Source organism: Nocardia testacea NBRC 100365 (assembly GCF_000308775.1).
GTDB lineage: Bacteria > Actinomycetota > Actinomycetes > Mycobacteriales > Mycobacteriaceae > Nocardia > Nocardia testacea.
Window position 1 is genome coordinate 1 of sequence record NZ_BAGJ01000151.1, and the last position, 22,441, is coordinate 22,441.

General features: G+C 68.7%; 16 protein-coding genes and 1 pseudogene. 12 read left to right on the forward strand and 5 right to left on the reverse strand.

The features are described from left to right. Both ON38_RS21070 and ON38_RS21075 read right to left on the reverse strand, forming a co-directional pair. Positions 1 to 916 (reverse strand): annotated as a pseudogene (locus ON38_RS21070) (hypothetical protein); the annotation flags it as partial. 91 nt (positions 917 to 1,007) lie between these two features. Continuing rightward, entirely contained in the window at positions 1,008 to 3,608 is a 2,601-nt protein-coding gene (locus tag ON38_RS21075) for an FHA domain-containing protein (RefSeq protein WP_039826655.1), read from the reverse strand. 114 nt (positions 3,609 to 3,722) lie between these two features. Between ON38_RS21075 and ON38_RS21080 the strand changes: the two genes are divergently transcribed. Next, the gene (locus tag ON38_RS21080) at positions 3,723 to 5,156 is read left to right on the forward strand and encodes a neutral zinc metallopeptidase (protein WP_039826656.1); all 1,434 of its coding nucleotides are present in this window, start codon (positions 3,723 to 3,725) and stop codon (positions 5,154 to 5,156) included. 20 nt (positions 5,157 to 5,176) lie between these two features. Here the strand turns inward: ON38_RS21080 and ON38_RS21085 are convergent, their stop codons facing one another. After that, the gene (locus tag ON38_RS21085) at positions 5,177 to 6,724 is read right to left on the reverse strand and encodes an FHA domain-containing protein (RefSeq protein WP_039826657.1); all 1,548 of its coding nucleotides are present in this window, start codon (positions 6,722 to 6,724) and stop codon (positions 5,177 to 5,179) included. A 144-nt stretch (positions 6,725 to 6,868) separates the two neighbouring features. Between ON38_RS21085 and ON38_RS21090 the strand changes: the two genes are divergently transcribed. From ON38_RS21090 to ON38_RS21140, 11 genes are all read left to right on the forward strand, one after another. After that, entirely contained in the window at positions 6,869 to 8,077 is a 1,209-nt protein-coding gene (locus ON38_RS21090) for a DUF7373 family lipoprotein (RefSeq protein ID WP_039826658.1), read from the forward strand. 299 nt (positions 8,078 to 8,376) lie between these two features. Then, complete coding sequence (locus ON38_RS21095) at positions 8,377 to 9,537, forward strand: TauD/TfdA family dioxygenase (RefSeq protein WP_039826659.1); 1,161 nt, start codon at positions 8,377 to 8,379, stop codon at positions 9,535 to 9,537. Beyond that, on the forward strand, positions 9,534 to 10,520 hold the full coding sequence (locus tag ON38_RS21100) for an ornithine cyclodeaminase family protein (RefSeq protein WP_245564138.1): 987 nt from the start codon (positions 9,534 to 9,536) through the stop codon (positions 10,518 to 10,520). The genes ON38_RS21095 and ON38_RS21100 overlap by 4 nt, the downstream gene beginning before the upstream one ends. Beyond that, positions 10,511 to 11,893 (forward strand): alanine racemase, encoded by a 1,383-nt coding sequence (locus ON38_RS21105; RefSeq protein ID WP_083872950.1) that lies wholly within the window; start codon positions 10,511 to 10,513, stop codon positions 11,891 to 11,893. The genes ON38_RS21100 and ON38_RS21105 overlap by 10 nt, the downstream gene beginning before the upstream one ends. Positions 11,894 to 11,950: 57 nt before the next feature. Then, positions 11,951 to 13,087, forward strand: coding sequence for a PLP-dependent cysteine synthase family protein (locus ON38_RS21110; protein ID WP_083872952.1), 1,137 nt, complete (start codon positions 11,951 to 11,953; stop codon positions 13,085 to 13,087). Next, the gene (locus ON38_RS21115; RefSeq protein WP_051165027.1) at positions 13,087 to 14,505 is read left to right on the forward strand and encodes an MATE family efflux transporter; all 1,419 of its coding nucleotides are present in this window, start codon (positions 13,087 to 13,089) and stop codon (positions 14,503 to 14,505) included. Before ON38_RS21110 ends, ON38_RS21115 begins: the two co-directional genes overlap by 1 nt. Positions 14,506 to 14,542: 37 nt before the next feature. After that, positions 14,543 to 15,001 carry a flavodoxin domain-containing protein gene (locus ON38_RS21120; protein ID WP_039826661.1) on the forward strand — a complete coding sequence of 153 codons (459 nt, stop codon included), beginning with the start codon at positions 14,543 to 14,545 and terminating at the stop codon, positions 14,999 to 15,001. Positions 15,002 to 15,251: 250 nt separating this feature from the next. Next, a complete protein-coding gene (locus ON38_RS21125) occupies positions 15,252 to 15,734 on the forward strand; it encodes a pyridoxamine 5'-phosphate oxidase family protein (RefSeq protein ID WP_039826662.1) in 483 nt (160 codons plus the stop codon). A gap of 219 nt (positions 15,735 to 15,953) precedes the next feature. After that, entirely contained in the window at positions 15,954 to 16,529 is a 576-nt protein-coding gene (locus ON38_RS21130) for a TerD family protein (protein WP_039826663.1), read from the forward strand. An 81-nt stretch (positions 16,530 to 16,610) separates the two neighbouring features. Continuing rightward, positions 16,611 to 16,991: a hypothetical protein gene (locus ON38_RS37090; protein WP_218000816.1), complete on the forward strand. Its 381-nt coding sequence runs from the start codon at positions 16,611 to 16,613 to the stop codon at positions 16,989 to 16,991. After that, positions 16,988 to 17,326: a type II toxin-antitoxin system PemK/MazF family toxin gene (locus ON38_RS21140; protein WP_218000817.1), complete on the forward strand. Its 339-nt coding sequence runs from the start codon at positions 16,988 to 16,990 to the stop codon at positions 17,324 to 17,326. Before ON38_RS37090 ends, ON38_RS21140 begins: the two co-directional genes overlap by 4 nt. Positions 17,327 to 17,368: 42 nt before the next feature. Here the strand turns inward: ON38_RS21140 and ON38_RS21145 are convergent, their stop codons facing one another. Together ON38_RS21145 and mfd are read right to left on the reverse strand one after the other, a co-directional pair. Then, entirely contained in the window at positions 17,369 to 18,124 is a 756-nt protein-coding gene (locus ON38_RS21145; RefSeq protein ID WP_051165026.1) for a nucleoside triphosphate pyrophosphohydrolase, read from the reverse strand. Next, complete coding sequence (mfd, locus tag ON38_RS21150) at positions 18,121 to 21,735, reverse strand: transcription-repair coupling factor (protein ID WP_039826665.1); 3,615 nt, start codon at positions 21,733 to 21,735, stop codon at positions 18,121 to 18,123. Before mfd ends, ON38_RS21145 begins: the two co-directional genes overlap by 4 nt. Positions 21,736 to 22,441: the final 706 nt, after the last annotated feature.

The following is a 22,441-nucleotide window of genomic DNA, read 5'->3' on the forward strand; positions in this document are numbered from 1 at the left end:
CCGGCGGCGGCGCCGTATTCGGCCCGGGCTGCGAGTAGGGTGCCGGCTCCTCGTCGGCCTCCTCGTTCTCGCTGATCAGCAGGTGTGTGGCACCGAGGACGAGCGCGTGCATGGGATGTTCGGCCTTCTTCAGGCGCTGCCCCAGATGGTTGCGGAAGGCGAACCGCAGGGTCTCGTTGAACACCACCTGCCCGGCCAGCAGGACCGTCGAATTGTCGGCCCCGATGGAGCGGGCCGCGGCCATCACCTCGATCACGGTGTCGTCGGCGACGCGGGGGTCGCGGGTCGATTCGGGGTCGATCGGCACGTACACCGATTCGGTGGGCCGCTCCTCGTCTCCGTGCACGGCGACGACCAGCACATTCGCCCGGCCGTCCACCACCTGCCCGTCGAAATGGACCGCGGTGGCCCCCACTCCTTCGGGCAGGGCCGGATCGGGCGGCCGGACCAGGCCGAGGGCACGGACGTAGCCCGACAGCGCGATCGATTCCGGAATCGGCTCGACTTCGACATCGAGTTGCTCGACCAGCTGGGCGTAGGCGTCGATCTTGGGATCCGGCCAGTCGTCGGGATACGGCAGCGCGACCACATCGGGTTTACCCCGCAGATAGGTCCCCATGGCGGCCAGCGGGTTGTAGAGCCGGGCCCGGAACACCAGTTCGGCGGGCCAGGTCGCCCCGGCTATGACGATCTGCGGATGCCCGAGGATGTCGCGGACATCGGGGATCGCCATTCCCAGATCGGGCCGCTGCCGGTCCGCGCCGGCGGTGTAGAGCCGGCCGGAGGCGTCGGCCAGCAGATAGGCGGGGGGGTTGTAGCTTCCCTCGACCTGTACGGGGCGGATGGGCACGCCGGATCCGCCCGCGGCCACGGACACCACATCCCACCCGAGATGTACCGCCCCAACTCGCACCATCACAGGCATCAGTGTGCCTGGTGTGTGGTCGACGCGCTCGCCGCCCCCACCCACCAGCGGTGAAGGCGATGGATCGGCACGTTCACCGGTCTCATCTCGCGGACTTCTTCAGCCGCAGACGGGTCCAGGTGAGCAGCGCGAGCACCACTGTGATGGCCACCACCAAGCCGATATCCAGGAACCATGCGCTGCGCGTATGTTCCCAGAAGGCATCCTGTTGCGATTGGACGAACAGTGAGCGAATATCCACCGTCGACGCCGCGGCGGCGTAGCCCCAGCGCGAGGGGAACAACCACGAGATCTGTTCCAGCACCACCCGGTCGGTCACCGGGATGAGACCGCCGGCCATGACCAGCAGGCCCATGATCGCCACCACCAGCAGCGGCATCACCTGCTCGCTGGATTTCGCCAGACTGGACAGCAGCAGCCCGAACACCACACACGCGACCGCCGTGGCGGCGATATCTATATAGAGTTCGGCGCCACCGATGGCCAGTACCGAACCTTCCTCCGGCCGTTTCTTGCCCAGGAGCACGAACCCGATCATCACGCCCGACTGCAACAGCGCGGCCACACTGAATACCACGATCTTCGCCGTCAGGTACGCCCCCGACCGGAGTCCGACCGCGCGCTCGCGCTGGAAGATTGTCCGCTCCCCGACCAGATCGCGCACGGTGAGTGTGGATCCCATGAAGCAGGCGCCGAGAATGAGCACCACCAGCAACTGCTGCGGTTCGGAACTCCCGACGCGGACGAAGGATCCGTCGTCGGTCTGGGTGAGCGGGGGCGGGGAGAACCCGTACTGCCCCGGCACCACCAGCGACAATCCGCCGAGCACGAACGGCAGCAGTACCAGGAAGGCGAGATAACCGCGGTCGGCCAGGATCAGCCGCAACTGCCGCCGCGCCAGCGTGGAGAACTGTTTCCAGGCGCCGGACTGCGGGGGCGAACCGCCGCCGCTCTGCCGGGCCGCGGGCGGCGGCGGGGGTGGCAGCGCCGCCTGCCGGGATCGGTAGTGCGCGAACGCCGCATCCGGGTTGGCCGCCACATCGGCGAAGATCTTGGCCCAATCGCTGGTCCCCAGGGCGGCTTCGACGCCGGCCGGGTTTCCGGCGTAGGCGGTCTTACCACCCGGCGCCAGCAGGACCACCTGGTCGCACATGTCCAGGCAGGCCACGGAGTGGGTGACCACGATCACCACGCGCCCGGCGTCGGCCAGTTCGCGCAGCATCATCATGACCTGGCGGTCCAGTGCCGGGTCCAGACCGGAGGTCGGTTCGTCCAGGATCAGCAGGGAGGGCCCGGTGAGCAGTTCCAATGCCACCGAGGCCCGTTTACGCTGGCCACCGGAGAGCCGGTCGACCCGGGTGTCGGCGTGCTCGGTGAGCGAGAGTTCGCGCAGTACACCGTCGATCACCCCCCGGCGATCGGCTTTGGACGAGTCGGGCGGCAGCCGCAGTTCCGCGGCGAAACCCAGCGCCTGGCGGACGGTGAGCTGCCGGTGCAGCACATCGTCCTGGGGCACCATGCCGATTCGGGAGCGCAACGCCTCGTATTCCGCGTGCAGGTCACGGCCCTCGAAGGTCACGGCCCCGCCGGAGGGGTGCGTACTGCCCGCGATCAACCGCGACAGCGTCGACTTGCCCGCCCCGGAGGGACCGATCAGCGCGGTCAGCGTGCCGCGGGCGGCCTGCATGTTCACATCGACGAGCAACTGTTTGTTGCCCTCGACGGTGAACCCCACCCCGTGCACGGCCAGGCCCTGTTCGGCGACCGGGCGCTGCCGGTGCACCAGCGTGCCCTGCTGGACCTCGAAGTCGATGTTGCCGATGGTGATGATGTCGCGTTCGCGTAGCACCGTGCGCTGCTGCCGGACACCGTTGACGAATGTTCCGTTGGCCGAACCGAGATCCTCGATGGCCAGGCCTTCGGCCCCGGCGACCAGGCGGGCGTGTTTACGCGAGGCCAGCGGATCGTTGACGACGATTTGATTGTCCGAGGTCCGCCCGATCGCCAGACCCCCGGGCGGGATCCGGTCGGCGCGGGCGATCGGACCCTCGGTATTGCGGTGGCGTACCGGTGGGACGGCCGCCACGCTCGCCTTGGCGGTCATGTTCACATTGGCGGGCTGCGGCGGGACGACAGGCGGCTGGGCCGCGGTGGCGACCTGCGGTGGCCGGGGTTGTTGTCCACCGTGCGGCGGCCACTGCTGCGGTGCCGGACGTTGCGCGGGCAGCGGCTGGCTGGGTGTCGGTCCGCGCTGCCCCACCTGCGGGTGCGCACCGGACTGCGGCCGCGGCGGTGGCGCGGGACGCTGCGGCGGCTGGGCGGGACGCGCCTGCGACGGCGGCCGCGCCGGCTGGTGTTGCTGCTGAGGGACTCCGGAGGGAACGAGCCAGAGCAGCGGGCCACTGATGGCGTCTCCGAGCCGGACCTGCGTGGGCCGGTCGATCGGGACCGGTCCGCCGACCCGGCGCGCGTCGACGAACACCCCGTTGGTACTTCCGTTGTCGGTGAGTACCCAGGCTCCCGACTGCCACGCCAGGATCGCGTGGACCCGTGATACCAGCGGACTGTCGACGAACAGCGTCACCTCGGGCGCACGGCCCAGAGTGATCTGCTGATTCGAATCGAAGACTCGTTCAGTTCCATCATGGCGCACCGTGATGGTGCGCACCCCCGGTGCAGACATGCAGCGGATACTATTCCATTACCCGGGCATCGGAGGTGCCCCCGAGCGGGGGGCGAACTCCCCGTTCCGGAGGCAATGAGCAGCACCTGCACCGGCCGAAATGGGGGAGGATCCATGCCGAAACTCACGACCGCCGCTGTCGTCGTCTCGGCACTGTGCGCACTGTTGCTGGTCACCGGGTGCACCCGTGCCGTGGACGGCCGGGCGGTATCGATCTACGACAATCCCTTCCAGGTCGCGGGGCTGCCGACCACCAGCGGGCCCAGCGGTCCGCGGGAGAACCCGCCGGCCTCGGACCTGGTCGCCGAACACAGCGACGGCGGTGAGATCGACACCCTCGCGCTGAACGCGGTCACCGATGTGCAGGCGTACTGGGAGCAGCACTACGACGCCGAGTTCGAGGGCGAGTTCGAACCGGTCGACAAATTGATCTCCTGGAGTGCCCGGGATTCGCGGCGCGAGTCGGTGGAATTCTGCACCGAATCGACCTACCGGATGGTGAACGCCGCCTACTGCCGGCTGGACAACTCCATCGGCTGGGACCGGGCGCTGCTGCTGCCCACCATGACCGAGACGTTCGGGCAGATGTCGGTGGTGATGGTGATCGCGCACGAGTACGGGCACGCCATCCAGAACAACGCGAATATCGTCGACCGCGACGATCCGGTGATCGTCAAGGAACAGCAGGCCGACTGTTTCGCGGGGGCGTATATGCGGTGGGTGGCCGAGGGCAGGTCCGACTACTTCACCATCAACACCTCCGACGGCCTCAACTCTGTCCTCGCCGCCACGGTGGCGATCCGTGATTCGGACCCCGACGATCCCGAGAGCGTGCACGGTTCGGCGTTCGAACGGGTTTCGGCGGTGCAGATCGGTTTCACCGACGGCGCCAAGGGGTGCAAGGGGATCGATATGGACGAGATCGATCAGCGCCGTGGTGATCTGCCGCAGAGTTTCGAGGGCGCGTCCGGGGAGTTCGAGATCACCGAGCAGAGCCTGGTCGAACTGAGCAAGGCCCTGTCGGTGATCCTGCCGAATCCGCACGAGCCCACCTACCGCTACGACGGCGCCGAAATCGAATGCAGCGACGGTGTTTCCACCGAGCCCGTCACCTATTGCCCGGCCAGTAATACGATCGCGACGAATATCGGCGGACTCGCCGAGCGCGGGGCGGCCACCGATGATTCGGAAGTTCCGCTGCCGGTGAAGGTCACCGGCGATTACAACGGCTACGTGGTGTTCATCTCCCGCTACACCTTGTCGGTGCAGCGGAGCCGGGACCAGGATCTGGTCGGCGCGAAAACCGGTTTGCGGGCGGCTTGCCTGTCCGGGGTGGCCACCGGGAAGCTGGCGGAATCCGGGCGGGCCGAGGGCGATATCACGCTGGCCGCCGGAGACCTGGACGAGGCGGTATCGGGCCTGCTGACCGACGGTCTGGCCGCCAGCGATGTCGAGGGCAAAACGGTGCCGAGCGGGTTCTCCCGGGTGGATGCCTTCCGTGCCGGGGTGCTCGGCGGCGAGGCCACCTGCAACGCCAGGTACGAATAGTCCCGGGGGCGAGCCCCTCGTCACAGACCGAAGGGCGGCGGCGCGGCCGATTCGTACCGCAGCATCCGGTGGCCGATCAGGATCTCGGTGCCCGGCACCAGCACCACGGGCTGATGCGGCGGAACGCGGACCCAGTCCCGGAAGCCCGCGGCTCTGGTGCGGGTGCCGTTGGTGGATCCCCGGTCGACCAGTGTCACGTCCCAGTTCACCAGCAGGAGTTCGGCGTGCGCACGAGACATCCCGCCGGAATTGTCGATCACCTGTAGCGGAGTGAGCCCGCGCCGCGCGGGCTCGGAATGCTCCGGATCGCGTCCCAGCACGGAGTCGCTTTCCAGCAGATAGGTCGCACCGTCGTCGAGGACCAGGATGCCCAGCGGCGGGCGCACCACTTCGATCAGCGGCTGGGTCTGGTCCACGGGCATACCGCAGACACTGCAGAACGCCGCCCGGGGATCGGTGGGATGGGCGCGCGCGCATTTGAACCCCATGACCTTCACGGTGAGCGCGGTGCCTTTCGCGGTGGCCTCGGTGCGGCGCCGCAGTTCCGGGTCCAGCGGGGGTGTCCCGCGTTCGGGGGGCCCGGGCAGCGCGTACGGCTGGTGCCGGCGCGGCGTGGGGTGGGCGGGTGCCCGGTGCGGCGGATCCGGCTCCGGCTTCCGGGAGTCCGCCGTCTCCTCGGGCGCAGGGCCGCCGCGCGGCGGCTGTCGCCCGCTGATCTCGGTCTGCGCCCGATGCGGATCGGTTTCCGGAGGCGCGGTCCGCGGCCCGCCGGCGGCTCCCGGATCCCCCGTACCACCGCGGAAAGCGCTCCCCCGCTCGGATAGTTCGACCGTGTCCAGCAGCGGCGTCGACACAGCGGTGGCCACGGCATCGGGGTCCACCGGCGCCGCGGGTGCCCCATCCGGTGCTTCCCGTTCCGGCCGCTCCGTGCCTGCGGTCCGGGTGATTTCCGCGATCGGCTCGGGTGTCGCCGGATTCCCGGCCGGTACCCGGGCATCGGTCGTCCCGCCGGCGTCTCCGGGAGCGGTCCAGGCGATCACCCCGCCGGCCTCGGCAATGCCTTCGACCAGCCGCCCGATACCGCGAGTCGCCGGTAACACCGGCCGGAAATCGGCGTCCGGATCGCCGGCGGTGTCGTCGACGAACAGCGCGACCGCACGGTCCGGTATCGCCACGGCCCGGTCGACCGTGAAGACCGCGTCGCGGCCGTGGAAGTATTCGCTGTCGGCGCCCTCGAGGACCGCGGTCACGGCGCCGTGCAGGAATATCGCCACCCGGTCGGGGCCGGCGGCGGAGAGAATGCCGAAATCGACCGCTGTTCCCGGGCTGGTCCGGTCGGCCTGGGCCATGAGCCATCTGGTCGCCTCCCTGGCGATCATCGCGCCGGGGTCCTCGGGTCGCCGCACGGCGGCCTCGTGTACCAGTTCGGCCAGCTCGACCAGTGCCCGCACCGCCGGGGCGTGCTCGGTGGGCCGGCCCGCGCCGCGATGGGCCACCAATACCACCGCACCCGCCACCCGAGCCGCCGCGTGCGTGCCGGCGACGACCTCGACCTGCTGATCCCGCATGAGGATCAGCCTTCGCCGGAGTCGCGCTGCGGTTGGCCTGCCACCTGTCCAGGGTATGGCACGGCGGCACGGTGCCCTCCCCGAGATAGCTGTGCGTCGGGTAACTTCGACACCGCAGTTTCGATCGGAACGAGGGGCCAGCCCATGGTTCGGATATCGCGTGCCAGCACCGTCACCGCGGTCGTCGCTCTGGTAGCGGCCGCATTATCCGGATGCGGTTCCCTCGCCGGGACGCCGGTCCCGGGGGAGATCGACGTGCGCACCCTCGCGGTCGGCGACTTCCCGGTCGACAAGTTCAGCTACCCCGCCGAGGCGGGCGACAACGGGCCCATGCTGGAGGGTATCCGCATGTCGGAGGCGGTGGTCACCAGCAGCCAGGTCGATCCGTCCCTCAAATACGGTCGCGGTTCGAAGGTGCTGCCCGATACCGCGACCGCGATCGACTTCCTGGCCAATGTGTCCGAACCGGTGCTGAAGAATCGCCGGATGGTGGTCGGATACGCCGCCAGCGGGGCCGATCGCGACGATCCGGAAGGTCAGACGCGACCCGACGCCGAGGCCACCGCGATCACGGTGGTGGCGCTGCGCTTCCCCGATACCTCGGCGGCCACCAAGGCGGCGAAGGAACTGGAGGATGCCGATATCGGGGTATCGCCGGACAACCGGCGACTGAAGTCGGAGAAGCATCCCGGCGCACTGCTGCACTGGCGTCCCGGTATCGCCAATATCGGCGCCTTCCTGGCCCACGACGAGTTCGTGATCTCACTGTTCGTGCAGCGGCCGAAAGCCGACAGCGCGGACCTGGTGTCCTGGGTGGACAAAACCCTCACCGCGCAGCTCGCCCAGCTCGGCCGGTTCCGTCCCACGCCCATCGCCGATATCCCCGATCTCCGGGTGGATCCGGAGGATCTGCTCTCCCGGGTGGTGGTCGCCGACCGCGAAGGCCAGGTCCCCGATCCCGACAAGTTCGCCGTCTACGGCCGCAACTATCTGATCAACTCGGCCGACGATCAGCCCGCCCGCGCCCGGCTGCTCGACGAGTCCGGGTTCGAGGCCACCGCCTACGCCGACGGCAGTTCGGTGGCCCGGGTCCGCGAGCCGGCGGGTGCGCCGATCCTGGTGGACGGTTTCGTCGAATCGACGGGCGCGGCCTACGACGACCATCCCGCCCCGGCCGGTATCCCGGGCGCGAAATGCCTGCAGCTCAACGACAAAGGCGATCCACAGCATCAGTACCGGTTCCGCTGCTTCGTCCCGTACAAGCGGTACGTGGGTGTGGTGTCCAGCGACAGCCCGACCGAAATCGAGCAGAAGACGGCGGCCCAGTACGCCCTGCTCGCCAACAGCCTCTGATCCCTGCGGCCGGGCGGCGGCCCGGCCGAATTCGTTGCGGCACGGACACTCTCGTCCTCCGGCGCGGCGCGCCGATTTTGCCGCAAGGGCAGGCTAGCCTTACCGTGTTCTGCGTCTCATCGCGACCTGAGCGATCGACGTCCGCACATCCGTCCACCTGCACTTCGAGCGCGCAATAGGTAAAAGCTATCACAATCGGTAGTTAGGTTACCCTTGCCATGAATGCGCGGACGCACTAACTTCGCATCGACTCGTCACCGCCGGTACTCCGAACCACGATTCCGAGAAGGGACATTTTGGTGAAAAGCGTTCTCTCCGAACGTAAGACGTTTCACCCTCCTAGCATCGAAGAGATCGAGCACCGTGAGTTACCCGAGACCGCCGGACGGGCGGTGCGTGAACTGGCCACTGAGATCGCGTTCACATTGGATCCCGTGCCGGGGGCTGCCGGACGCCCGCTCGCGGACCAGGCCCTGATCGACCTGGTCGCCGCTCGCGCCGGTGAACTCCCCGCCGAGGTCCGCACCGCGATGCGCCCGCCCGCCACCGCGGCCGGCGCCTGTGTGCTGCGCCGGCTACCGCTGCGCGACGACGAAATCGGCCCCACCCCACCGGATTGGCAGACCGCGACCGCGTGGGCCACCGAGCCCGGCCGCCCCGGCAGCTCGTTCGAACTGGATATCGCCATGCTGCTCCTGGCCGCGGCCGCCGGAGAACCATTCGGCTGGGCCGGCCAGCAGGACGGCCGACTGGTCAACAACATCGTGCCGGCGGCCGGACACGAGTTCGAGCAGTCCGGGGCCAGCAGCACCGTTCTGCTCAGCCCGCACACCGAGGATGCCTTCCACCCGCGGCGCGCGAATCTGCTGCTACTGGGCTGCCTGCGCAATCCGGACCGCGTCGGGACCACCGTCTCGTCGGTGCGCCGGGTCGAGCTGACGGCAGCGGAACAGGACACGCTGCGCACGCCCACCCTGCCCATCCTGCCGGACGTCTCCTACGGCTCCGGTTTCGACCGCGAGACCGCTGTACCGGTCCCCACCCTCTGGTGCGAGCCCGGGCAGGAAGGCAGGGCCGAGGCCCTCACAATGCGATTCGACCCCGCCTACACCCCGCTCGCCGACGCCGCCCCGCACTACCGCGCGGCTTACCAGCGGCTGGAAAAGGAACTCGAAAGAGTATGCGTGCTGGCCTGTCTCGGACCCGGCGAGCTGCTCCTGGTCGACAACGATGTCGCAGTTCACGGGCGGGTTCCGTTCACCGCGCGCTACGACGGCACCGACCGCTGGCTCAAACGAGTGAACATCCGGCTACCCGAACGCCCGCGCCGCGCAGCCGAATCCGAGGAGAATGGATACGGTCAGCGAATCATCGCGCCCTTCGCGCCGCTACCGGCGCAACGGGCGCGGGCAGAGCGGAACGGTGCAGTAGATGATCGAGGATCCGTTGAGCACGCGTGACCGGGCGACCCCCCCTGCGTGTCCTGAGCCGCGGCGATCTCGCCGATGTGCCGGTGGCCCCGGCCGAGGTGGTCCGCGCGGTGGAAGAGGCTTATATCGCACTGGCCGGGGGCGATTCCGACAATCCACGCAAGCTCAGTGTGGCCAACCCGGACGGCTGGTCGGTCGCCTACGCGATGCTGGGCCGCGACGGGCGGCGCCGGGTGGTCGCCATGAAGACCTCCTACAAGTTCGACCCCGGGCACGATCGCACCACCAAGCGCTACTACACCACGATCACGCTGTACGACGACACCACGGGCGCGCCCATCGCCATGATGGACTGTGCGCGGGTGGGCGCGCTGCGCACCCCGGCGGTATCGGCACTGCTGGTACGCGAGACGGTGCATCGCGACGCCGACACCGTCCTGCTCGTCGGTACCGGAACCCAGGGCCGCAACGCGTTACCGCATCTGCTGGCCGCCAACCCGCAGTTGCGCAAACTGATGCTGTACGGCACCCACCCCGAGGGCATCGAGGCGGTGCACCGGCAGCTCGCCGAGTACGCCCCGCACGCACTGCTGGAGAACGTCGACGATCCGTACACCGCGGCACGGACAGCGGATGTGGTGCTGGCGACCGCCGGCCCGGGCACCGAGGTGGCCATCGAATCCGAACACCTCAAACCGGGTTCGGTGGTGGTGCTGGTGGGCTATGGGCTGGCCCCCTCCACGCTGCACGACGCCGACCGGGTGATCGCCACCAGCGCCGAACAGATGGCGCTGACCGGCACCGATATGGCCGACGACAACGGCGACCTGCGCCCGGTCGACGCGGAACTGCCGCAGATCCTGAGCCGGCGCGCCGTCGCCCGGCGGCGGGCGGAGGAGAAGATCTTCGTCTACAACAGCGGTCTGGTGCTCACCGATATCGCGGTGGCGCACGCCCTGGCCGAACGTGCCATCGCCGAGGGCCGCGGTACGGAGGTCTCGCTATGGGATTGACCGGAGCCGACGCCCCCGCCGGTTCCGGATCCGGTTCGCCCGGCGGGTACGCGGGGACCGTGGCGGCGCCGGTCCCCGCCCATCGCGATCAGTGGGAGCAGCGGATCCTCGCCGATCCGCAACTTCTCGGCGATATCGCCTTCGCGATCGGGGGTCCTTTCCATCTGATGTATCCCGCCCGGGTGGTCGACAATATCCGTGGCTTCCACCAGGTTTTCGCCGAAGCCGGGATCACCGGCGCGGTGTATTACGGCAAGAAGGCCAACAAGGCGGCCTGCGTGGCACGGGCCTGCGCCACCGCCGGCGCGGGTATCGATGTTTCCAGTACCGGCGAACTCACCGCAGCACTCGGACAGGGCATCCGCGGCGCCGATCTCCTGGTCACCGGTCCCGAGAAAAGCGACGATCTGCACTGGCTGGCCGCCCGGCACGACTGTCTGATCGCGGTGGACAGTATCGGCGAGCTCAAACGCCTGGCCGCACTGGACATCCCTGTCCGGGTGCTGCTGCGGGCGCTACCGGCGGCCTCGGCCAGCCGGTTCGGAATGTCGGCCGAGGAACTCGACCATGCCGTTTCCGAAACGGCCGATTACCCGTCGATCTCGCTGCAGGGATTCAGTTTCCATCTCTCCGGTTACGATCCGGTACCCCGCGCCGAAATGGCCGGGCAGCTGCTCGACCGGTGTCGCGCCGCACGGACGTCGGGCCATCCGGCCACCACTGTTTCCATCGGTGGCGGGTTCGGCGTCGACTACGTGCCCGCCGCCGATTGGGCGGCGTTCCGGGAACAGGCGACCCGCCGCTGGTTCCATTCCGGAAAAGCGTTCGAGTCGTACTACCCGTATTCCTTTCCCGAACCCGGCCCCGCCATGCTCGCCGCGATTCTGCGCCGCGAGGATCTCGCCGGTCGCCTGCGGCGCACGGAGACGACCCTGGCGGTCGAACCCGGCCGTGCCCTGCTGGACCGGGCGGGGAGCACCGTTTTCCGGGTACAGGGCGGCAAAACCCGCCACGAACACGGGCAGCCATACCGGATCCTGACCGTGGACGGTACGAGCCTGAGCCTTTCCGAACAGTGGTTCGACAGCGAATACCTTCCCGACCCGGTGCTCTGGCCCGACGCCCCCGGCACCCCGACCGCCACGGTCGTCGGCGCCGCGACCTGCCTCGAATCGGACATGCTGAGCTGGCGGCGGATCCCGCTGCCCCGCGCGGCCGAGGCCGGCGATCTGCTGGTCTACCCGAATACCGCCGGATACCAGATGGATTCCAACGAATCGCCCTTTCACGAACTGCCTCTCCCGCCGAAAGTGGTGCTCTCCGAAGCGCCGGGCGGCCGGTATCGCTGGGCCCTCGATCAATCCCGTCACTGAGACCGTCGGCCCCCGGTCTCTTCGCATCACCCGTTATCGACGCCCAGGAGATCCGCCATGTCCCTCGTCACCCGTGTCACCGACCTCATCGGCCGCACCCCGCTCTTCGAATTGGCTGCCACCGGGTCGGGTACCCGATTACTCCTCAAGCTCGAACAGTTCAATCCGACCGGCGCCGCCAAGATCCGGATGGCGCGGGAAATGGTCCTCGACGCGGAGCGTCGGGGTTTGCTGCGCGAGGGCGGACATATCATCGAATCCACATCCGGAAATACCGGGCTCGGGCTCGCGGTGGTCGCCGCCGAACGCGGCTATCGTTTCACCGCGGTGGTCGACCATCACGCGAGTAAGGACAAATTACGGGCGATGCGGGCAATGGGCGCGGAGCTGGTTTTCGTCGCCGACGAGGGCGACGACAATTTGGCGACCTCGGCGCGTGAGGATCACGCGGCCGCGCTGGCGGCCGGCGAACCCGGCGCGTTCTTCACCGAACAGCACAACAACGACGCCAACGCGGTGGGTTATTACGCGGTAGCCGAGGAATTACTGGCCGAGGTCGACCGGGTCGATATCCTGCTGTCCGCGGTGGGCACCGGCGGGTCTCTGTTCGGTACCGCTACCCGGCTGCGGCAGCTGGGCTGTGTGCCGCGGGTGATCGGCGTGGAACCGGTCGGTTCGATCGCCTTCGGCGGGCCCGGCGGGCCGTACTGGCAGTCGGGCACCGGCACTCCGCCCGGCGCCACCATCGGTACGGCCGTGGACTACGACCTGCTCGACGAGGGCGTGAAGGTGACCGACCGGGCCGCGTTCGCCACCTGCCGCGCCGTAGCACGACGGCTGGGCCTGATGCTCGGCGGTTCGGCGGGCGGCTCGGTGCATGCGGCGCTCACCCGGCTCGACGAGTTCCCGGCCGGGTCCACCGTGGTCACCATCGTCTGCGACGGCGGGGAGAAGTATCTCGACACCGTCTTCGACGACGACTGGATGGCCGCCCGCGAATTACTCGATCCCGAGACCGAACGCGAAGTCCACGCCCTGCTGACGCGCTACGCTCCCGCCGGTCGGGGCAATCATCCGGTGGGGGCGGCCGTTTTGAACGACGCCGCGGCCGGGAATACCCACGCCGTCCGGGTCGGCCGACCGGACGAACACGAACATACGGAGGAATCGGACACTATGGTGCGGGCCCGGTGATCAGCACACCCCTCTCGCGAATTCGCCCCGACAGCCGGCACCCGGCCGGCTCGGCCGCGCTGGCCGCCCTGGCCGCTCCCATCGCGCTCACCCAGCTGGCGCAAGTCGCCGTGTCCACCACCAATATCGCCCTGCTGGGCAGCCTCGGTGTGCGCGCGGTCGCGGCCGGCGGGCTGGCCCTGGTGTTGTTCAACCAGATCCGCACCATGTGCGTGGGGTTGATCACCGGCAGCGGTAACCAGATCGCCGCCGCGGTGGGGGCCGCGAGCAAACGCGGCGACGACCCGGGCCCCGAGGTGCGGGAGGTGGTGCGGTCGAGTTTCCTGATCGCCACCGTCGCCGGTCTGCTCGGCGGCGCGGTACTCATCGGGCTGGGGTGGTCGCTGCAGTGGCTGGGCCAGGACGCCGGAGTGCTGGCCGAGGCCCGGCCGCTGATGGTCGCTCTCGCTCCCGGGCTGCTGCCCTGCCTGTGGTTCCAAGTGCTGCGCCAGTACACGGTGGGGATGCAACGGCCGCAGGCGCTGCTGGCCGTCACGCTCGGTTCCATCGCGGTCAACCTCGTACTGGCCCTGGCGCTGATCCACGGCTGGGCCGGATTGCCGGCGCTCGGGCCGACCGGTGTCGGGGTGGCGACCTCGCTTGTCTTCCTGCTCATGTTCGCCGTCTTCTGGACCATGGTGCGCCGCGATCCCGAGCTCGGCGCCACCCTGCCGATCCGGCCGTGGCCGGTACGGATGACGACCGTGGGCGGCGAACTGCGGCTGGGTACCCCCATCGCCCTCACCTACGGGTCGGAAGCCGGGATGTTCTCGGTGCTCGCGCTGGTCATGGGGGCGCTCGGCCCCGCGGCGCTGGCCGCCCACAATGTGGTGTACCAGGTGATCTACATCGTCTTCCAGATCGCCATCGGCATCTCGCACGGCGCGTCCATCCTGGTGAGCCACAGTGTCGCCCAGGACGAGACCGGGCACGCCCGGGGCCTGGCCCGGCTGGCGCTCCGGTTCGCCGGCGCGGTCACACTGGTCACCGGACTGGCCTATGTGTTCGTCCCCGACCTGGTACTGCGCCCGTTCCTCGATCCCACCGACTCTGCGACGGTGGAGCTGGCCCGGTCGCTGCTGCTCATCGGTATCGTGCTCCAGTTCTTCGACGCGGCCCAGAACATCGGCACCGGGCTGTTGCGCGGCCTGCAGGCCACCAACGCCGGTTTCCGGCTGTCGGTGGTCGGTTACTGGATCGTCGGACTCCCCACGGCGCTGCTGCTGGCCTACCCCGCCGGTCTGGGCGCGGCCGGGGTCTGGTGGGGACTGACCGCGGGTCTGGCCGCCACCGCCGCACTCATGTTGCGCAAATACTTCGGCTTGCTCCACGAGCGCGACGCATTGCTCGCTCCCCGTCAACGGGAGACGATAAGTTAGGATTGCCTCTCCAAAGTCTACGCGGAAGGAGTGGGCGGTGCGTATCGTCGTCCTGTTCGGTTCGGAGATGGGCACAGCGGAGACGGTGGCCGAGGGCATCGCCGAGGAACTGACCGAGCACGAGGTCTCCGTCTTCGATATGAGCGAGTTCGACATCGCCGGCGTCGACCCGGCGGTCTTCCATATCGTCGTGTGTTCCACCTACGGCGAGGGTGATCTGCCCACCGGTGCCGAACCGTTCTTCGAGGCCCTCGACGCGCATAGCCCCGATCTGACCGGGCTGCGCTTCGCGGTGTTCGGACTCGGCGATTCGGTCTACGACCACACCTTCAACCGGGGCGGGGAGATCGCCGCCGAGAAACTCACCGGACTCGGCGGCGTACAGATCGGCGAGCACGCCCGCCACGACGCCTCCGGCGAGATCAAGGCCGCGACCCTCGGCCGCGCATGGGTCCGGACCCTCCCGCTGGAGTCCGCGGCCCTCACCCCGGCCTGACTCGCCGATCCCGGAAAGCGGTGCGCCGCCGGTGAGACCCGGCTCTCGCTCGCCACCGTCCGCGAAGGGCCTTCCCCACCTCCCGTTCTGAGGGTCACCTTGCCCGCACGGCCCGGTTTCCGGTCGGCGCCACGGGGTTTCACCGCAGGTGGGGGCCGGTACTTCTTCCGCGCGTGCCGTCGCCGGCCTCTAGACTGGTGCGTGGTACGGCACACCCCCGCCGCACCACGTCGATCCAGGAGGGGACGATATGGCAGCCGGAATCAGTTCTGCGAAGAATCCCGCAACCGACCATCCCGAGCTGGAAGCGCTGCCGGAATGGCCGCAGGAGACGATCGCGGTTCTGGTCACCACCGATCCCGCACCGCACGCCATCCCGGTGTCGTGGCCGGTGCGCGCCGGCGATCGGCGGATCCTGCTGAGTCTCAAATTCGATCGCGGCTCGCTGGCCCGGTTACGCGAGCGGCCGCAGGTCGCGCTGCTCATTCTGGGCGGCGGGAATGTGGCGCTGTGCGCCCGGGGCTCGGCCAAGGTCATCGCCGAGGAGATGCCCGGCGCGGACGACTATGTGGCGGTACGCCTCGACGTGGATGTGATCGACGATCACCGGCAGTCGGCTTTCGCGGTCGCGCAGGGTATCCAGCGCACAGTGCTCGACGCCAGTGAACTGCGCGCCCTGGAACACCGGGTGGCGACGCTGAAGTCGTGGGCGGAGAACGAAGAGAAGATCTGAGCCGACACCCCGGCCCACCACCTCGGGTGCCTTCGGCGCTTCGCTCGGTGCGGCGCCGCGACATCCGATCGCCGGGGCGACTCCGGCGTAGAAACACCCTCGCGTCCGGGCGCTTCCCTCGGGTGGCCCGGCGCGGTCGTCGTCGGGCGCGACGGCCCCGATGGTTCCGGCCGACCGGTGCCGTGATCGTCGGGCGCCCAGGCGCCGAGGAAGGAGAACATGAGCGTCAACTTGGCCAAGGGCGGCAATGTCTCGCTGTCCAAACAGGCCCCAGACCTGACCAGGATCGCCGTCGGACTCGGCTGGGACGTGCGCACCACCGTGGGCGCCGACTACGACCTGGATGCCAGCGCCCTGGCGACCGGGCCGGACCTGAAGGTCCTCTCCGATGAGCATTTCGTCTTCTACAACAACCTCAGGTCGCCGGAAGGCACCATCGAGCACACCGGTGACAATCTCACCGGCGAGGGCGACGGTGACGACGAGGTGATCAATGTCGATCTGGCCAATACACCGGAGACGATCACCAATATCTTCTTCCCGGTCTCCATCCACGATGCCGATCAGCGTGGTCAGTCCTTCGGCCAGATCCGCAACGCCTATATCCGGGTCACCGATCTGAACACCGGCGCCGAACTCGCCCGCTACGACCTCTCCGAGGACGCCTCCTCCGAAACCGCCATGGTGTTCGGCGAACTCTATCGCCGGCAGGGCGAATGGAAGTTCCGCGCGATCGGCCAGGGCTACGCGTCGGGTCTGGCCGGTATCGCGCGCGACTACGGTGTGAACGTCTAGCACCGCGGAAGCATCCTCCACGCCTCTCGATCGCCTCGCTCGACGCTTGACGTGGGCGGTAGGTCGCACGACACTAGATGTATGACACCTGTAAGACAGGAACCGGGCAGTGGGCAGAGAGCTGCGGGCAAGGGTGTGGCAAAGCCTGCGCGGAAGCGGACGGCGAAAAAAGCGGCACCGGCCGGGCGGGAAGCGGCGGTTTTCGGCCGCAGTCGTTTGGCGCAGGTCCGGCTACGCGACGATGAGATGCAGGCGCTCGAGCGGGTCATGCAGACCCTCGACCTCGCCTCGACTTCGGATGCCCTGCGCGAAGGACTGAAGCTTTTGGCGAAAGAAGCCGCGGAGGTGAGCGCGGCCGAGGATATCCGAGCTTTCTATGGGGAGCAGTCCGTGCCGCTACCCGCCGGGGTCGCCGAACCGAGTGATTCCGAGCTCGCGGCCGCGGATGATATGCGGTGGTGAGTGCCGGCACGCCATTGCGAGGCGAGGTCTGGGCCTGCGCGCTGCCTCAGCCGGTGGGGGCGCATCCCGTGGTCGTTCTCACGGTCAACCGAATAGCCGAACCGCTGGCTGCTGTGACGGTTGCGGTCGTCACCGGCACCTCGGGTCCCCGAACCACCCATGTTCCGGTCGGCCGTGATTCGGGGTTGACCCGGAACGATGAGTCATATGTGAATTGTGCCGATCTTCATACGGTGGCGAAGCCGCGTTTGCGGCGGAAACTGGGTCTGCTCTCACCGAATGAGCTGCGCCGCGTGGAGGACTCGGTACGGCTGATCCTCGGACTGCAACCCTGACTCCGCGCACCGGGCACCCCGTTTCTGCTACAGCGCCATGCGTCAGTGGCCCGACCGGGCGGTGCTCGGCCAGTACCGGAGCCAGTCCGCAGCAGAGAGGGGGCGGCGGGCGCCCCGGGCGGCCTCGGCGGCGTCCTCGGCCTGGCGGATCGCGGCGGCGAAAGCCACGGTGGCTTTGCGCAGACGTTCTTCGGCGCTCTCTTCGCCGCCCAGGTGGACGACCCGCAAATCTTCCGGGATCAATTCCTCCGGTAGACCGGCGCGGGCGCTACGGGAGCAGACCTTCTCGGCCAGCGCCAGCGCCGGTTGCGGCATGGCGATACCATCGAGGCAGGACCGCCGGGACTTCTCCGCGGATTTCTTCTCCTCCCATGCCTTTTCCTGCGCCGCGACCTTATCGCTGACCGACGCGGCGGAATCGAAACCGTAGTCCGCTCCCGCGCCGGCGAGGTGCGGACTCCGGTTCACCAGTTTGGCGACCAGCGCGGCGGCCACATCGTCGATGGTAAATTCGCCTGCCGCTTCGGCTATCCGCGAATGGAACAGCACCTGGAGCAGCAGGTCACCCAGTTCCTCCCGGATGGTCTCGGCGTCCTCCTGCTGGATGGCGTCGAGTAGCTCGTAGGTCTCCTCCAGCAGATACGGCCGCAGCGAATCGTGGGTCTGGGTGACCTCCCACCCGCCGAACCGCCACAGCCGGTCCATCACCTCGACCGCCTCGGTCAATCCGGCGGCGACGGTGGCGGTTTCGGTTTCGAGTACCTTCGGTTCGGGCCGGTCGGCGGGCACATCGCTCATCGCGCGGAACTCACCTCGGTGGCGACCGTGAGATCGACCGCGCCCGCGGCCTTACCGTCGAGGGCCAGCAGCAGATCGGCGAGATACTGCAGCAGCGCCACATCGCGCAGCCGGTCGGCGCCGACACTGTCCTGTACCCGCGGCAGCGGCAACTGCACCACCGAGCTGGCCGCCCGGTAGTTCGCGCTCGGGTAGATCCGCTTGAGCCGCATCTGTTTCGAATCGGGCAGCGACAGCGGTGAGATCTTCACCGTGGTCCCGGTGACCGCGATCTCGGTGACCCCGTACTCGCGGGCCAGCAGCCGCAGTTTGGCCACCGAGACCAGCCGGCCGACCTCGACCGGCAGCGGGCCGTAGCGGTCGGTGAGTTCCTCGACGACCGCGGCCAGCGCCGGATCGTCGTGGGCGGCGGCGAGTTTGCGGTAGGCCTCGAGCCGGAGCCGGTCGCTGGCGATGTAATCGGGCGGGATGTGCGCGTCCACCGGGAGGTCGATCCGGACCTCTTTGGTTTCCTCGGTGGTGATCGGTTTCCCGTCCGCGGCCGCGCGGTAGGCCTCCACCGCTTCGCCGACCAGCCGCACGTAGAGATCGAAACCCACACCCGCCACATGCCCGGACTGCTCGGCGCCCAGCACGTTACCGGCGCCGCGGATCTCGAGATCCTTCATGGCCACCGCCATACCCGCCCCGAGATCGGAGTTCTGCGCGATGGTGGCGAGCCGGTCGTAGGCCGTTTCGGTGAGCGGTTTCTCCGCCGGGTAGAGGAAGTAGGCGTAGCCGCGTTCCCGGCTGCGCCCGACCCGCCCGCGCAACTGGTGCAGCTGGGAAAGGCCCAGCGTATCGGCGCGTTCCACGATCAGCGTATTGGCATTGGAGATGTCGAGGCCGGTCTCGATGATCGTGGTGCAGACGAGGACATCGTATTCACGCTGCCAGAATCCCTGCACGGTGCGTTCCAGGGTGTCCTCGTTCATCTGCCCGTGCGCCACCACGACGCGGGCCTCGGGCACGAGGTCCCGGATCCGCTTGGCCGCCTTGTCGATCGAGGACACGCGGTTGTGCACATAGAACACCTGGCCGTCACGCAGCAGTTCGCGCCGGATCGCCGCGGTGACCTGCTTGTCGTTGTAACCACCGACGTAGGTGAGCACCGGATGGCGTTCCTCGGGCGGGGTCAGGATGGTCGACATCTCGCGGATACCGGCCAGGCTCATCTCCAGTGTGCGCGGAATCGGGGTCGCGGACATGGTGAGTACGTCCACATGGGTGCGCAGCGCCTTGATGTGCTCCTTGTGCTCCACGCCGAAACGCTGCTCCTCGTCCACGATCACCAGGCCGAGGTTCTTCCAGCGCACCCCGGTCTGCAACAGCCGGTGGGTGCCGACCACGATATCGACCTCGCCCTCGGCCATCCCCGCGAGCACCTCCCGCGATTCCGCGGGATCGGTGAACCGGGACAGTCCCTTCACGGTCACCGGGAAACCCGCGATTCGTTCAGTGAAGGTCTGCAGATGCTGCTGCGCCAGCAGGGTGGTCGGCACCAGGACCACCACCTGCTTCCCGTCCTGCACGGCCTTGAACGCCGCGCGCACCGCGATCTCGGTCTTGCCGTAGCCGACATCGCCGCAGACGACCCGGTCCATCGGCACGGCCTTCTCCATATCCGCCTTCACATCGGAGATGGCGGTGAGCTGATCGACGGTCTCGGTGAACGCGAACGCATCCTCCATCTCCCGCTGCCACGGGGTATCCGGACCGAAGGCGTGGCCGGGCGCGGCCTGCCGGGCGGCATAGAGCTGCACCAGCTCACCGGCGATCTCCCGGACCGCCTTACGCGCCTTGCGCTTGGTGTTCGCCCAGTCGGCGCCCCCCAATTTGGACAGGCTGGGCATTTCCCCGCCCACATATCGGGACAGCTGGTCCAGCGATTCCATGGGCACGTACAACCGGTCGCCGGGCTGACCGCGTTTGCCGGGCGCGTATTCGATCACCAGGTACTCGCGCCGCGCACCGCCTACCGTGCGCTCGATCATCTCCACGAACCGGCCGATCCCGTGCTGGTCGTGCACCACCATGTCCCCGGCGTTCAACGCCAGCGGATCCACCTGGTTGCGGCGTTTGGCGGGCAGCCGTTTCCCGTCGCCCGGGGCGGTGACCCGATTACCGGTGAGATCGGATTCCGCGACCACCACCAGACCGGCGTCCCCGAAGATCACCCCGTCGTGCAACGTCCCGCACAGCACCCCGACCACGCCGGGCGCCGGCTCCGCACCGGCCTCCAGCCGCGCGGCCGGCACCTCCGCCTCCCCGAGGCGCTCCAGCGTGCGCTGGGCCGTACCGTGCCCGGCCAGCACCACCACCGCGCGGCCGCCGGTCGTCACATGCGCGCGCAGCGACGCGAAAATGGTCGCCACCAATTCGTCGGACCCCCGGGCGGCGGGGCCGGACTGCACCGGCAACTCCACCTCCGACGGATCCCCGGACGCCAGCGGGCTCAACGTCCACCAGGGCAGCTCCCGCGCGTCGGCGCTCGCCTGGATATCGGCGAGCGGGCGGTAGGCCGACGCCGCCAGGTCCAGCCCGTGCGCACCCAGCGGCGCGTCGCCGCCGAAGGAAGCCGCGGTCCAGGAAGCCTCCAGGAACTCCTCACCGGTCCGCATGAGGTCGGCCGCCCGGGTGCGTACCTTCTCCGGGTCACACACCAGCAGATGGGTGTGCTCGGGCAACTGCTCGGTCAGCAGCCGCAGCTCCCCGGGCTGCAGCACCGGCAGCAGCGCTTCCATCCCCTCGACCGGAATGCCCTCGGCCAGCTTCGCCAGCATCTCCACCAGCGCGGCATCGGCCGGGTTCGCCGCCGCCACCGCCGCGGCCCGCTCCCGCACCGCCGTGGTGAGCAGCAGCTCCCGGCAGGGCGGCGCGACCACGAACTCCAGTGAGGTCTCCCCCAGCGACCGCTGATCGGCCACCGAGAACGGCCGCAATTCGGTGATCTCGTCGCCCCAGAACTCCACCCGGACCGGATGATCCGCGGTCGGCGGGAACAGATCCAGGATGCCGCCACGCACCGCGAACTCGCCGCGCTTACCGACCATATCGACGCGCGTATACGCGAATTCGACCAGCTGCGCGACCAATTCGTCGAAATCGGCTTCCCCGCCGATCCGCAGCACGATCGGTTCGATATCGCCCAGACCACTCGCCATCGGCTGCATCAGCGACCGCACCGTGGTCACCACCACCCGCAACGGTTCGGGGAACACCGGGTCCTCCGGATGCACCAGCCGCCGCAACACCTCCAGCCGCCGCCCGACCGTATCGGCCCCCGGCGACAACCGCTCGTGCGGCAGGGTCTCCCAGGAGGGGAATTGCGCGACCGCCGACCCGAGCATCTCGCCCAGCTCCAGCGTCAGATCATCGGCCTCCCGGCCGGTCGCGGTCACCACCACCACCGGCCGCTCGGCGGCCATGGTCGCCGCGACGAACGACCGCGCCGCCGCCGGCGCCACCAGTTCCACCGGCGATCGCCCGAGCATCCCGGAAACGGTCCGCAACGCGATATCGGCACCGGCCGCGGCGGCCAATCCCGCCAGTGGTGGACGTGGGGCAGACATGTTCTCTCCTGAACGCCGAACGAAAGCGATTCCACCGGGCCAGCCGAGTGTATCGACGAGCGTCCAGCGAATTACCGGCGGTCCGGGAAGAGGCTCGGCCGGTCTGCCGAGGTCAGAGAATCAGCGGGTGTGACCGGCGGGAGCAGGTGTACGAGGCGGTCTGCGCACGGAAGACGACGCGGGCCGATACGCGGAGACCGGCATGTGGGTTTGCCCGCCAAGGTAGGAAACGGGCCTGCCCCGCCGAGGTGAGAACGCGGGCCCACCCGCCGAGGTAGAAAGTGAGCCTGCGCGCCGAGGTGAGAACGCGGGCCCACCCGCCAAGGTAGAAAGCGAGCCCGCCCGCCAAGATAGGAAACGGGCCTGCCCGCCGAGGTAGAACGCGAGCCCACCCGCCAAGGTAGGAAACGGGCCTGCCCGCCAAGGTAGAACGCGAGCCCACCCGCCAAGGTCTGTGTTTTTGGCGCGCTGGCGCGCGCGGGGTTGAGGCCCCCTTGTGTCTCGCCGTTTCGGCCTCGAGACTCGCGCTTCGCGCATGCGCTTTCGAGGCCGAAACGGCGAGACGGGCCTCAACCCTTTGAGGTGTCTCGTAAAACTCGACACATGGGGTTGCGTCGGCATTCGAGGTCCGGGTCGGATGCCGACTCGACCGCCTCGGTGACCCTAGCGTCCGAGCCGGATCTTCACGCATGTGGCCGCACCGTCT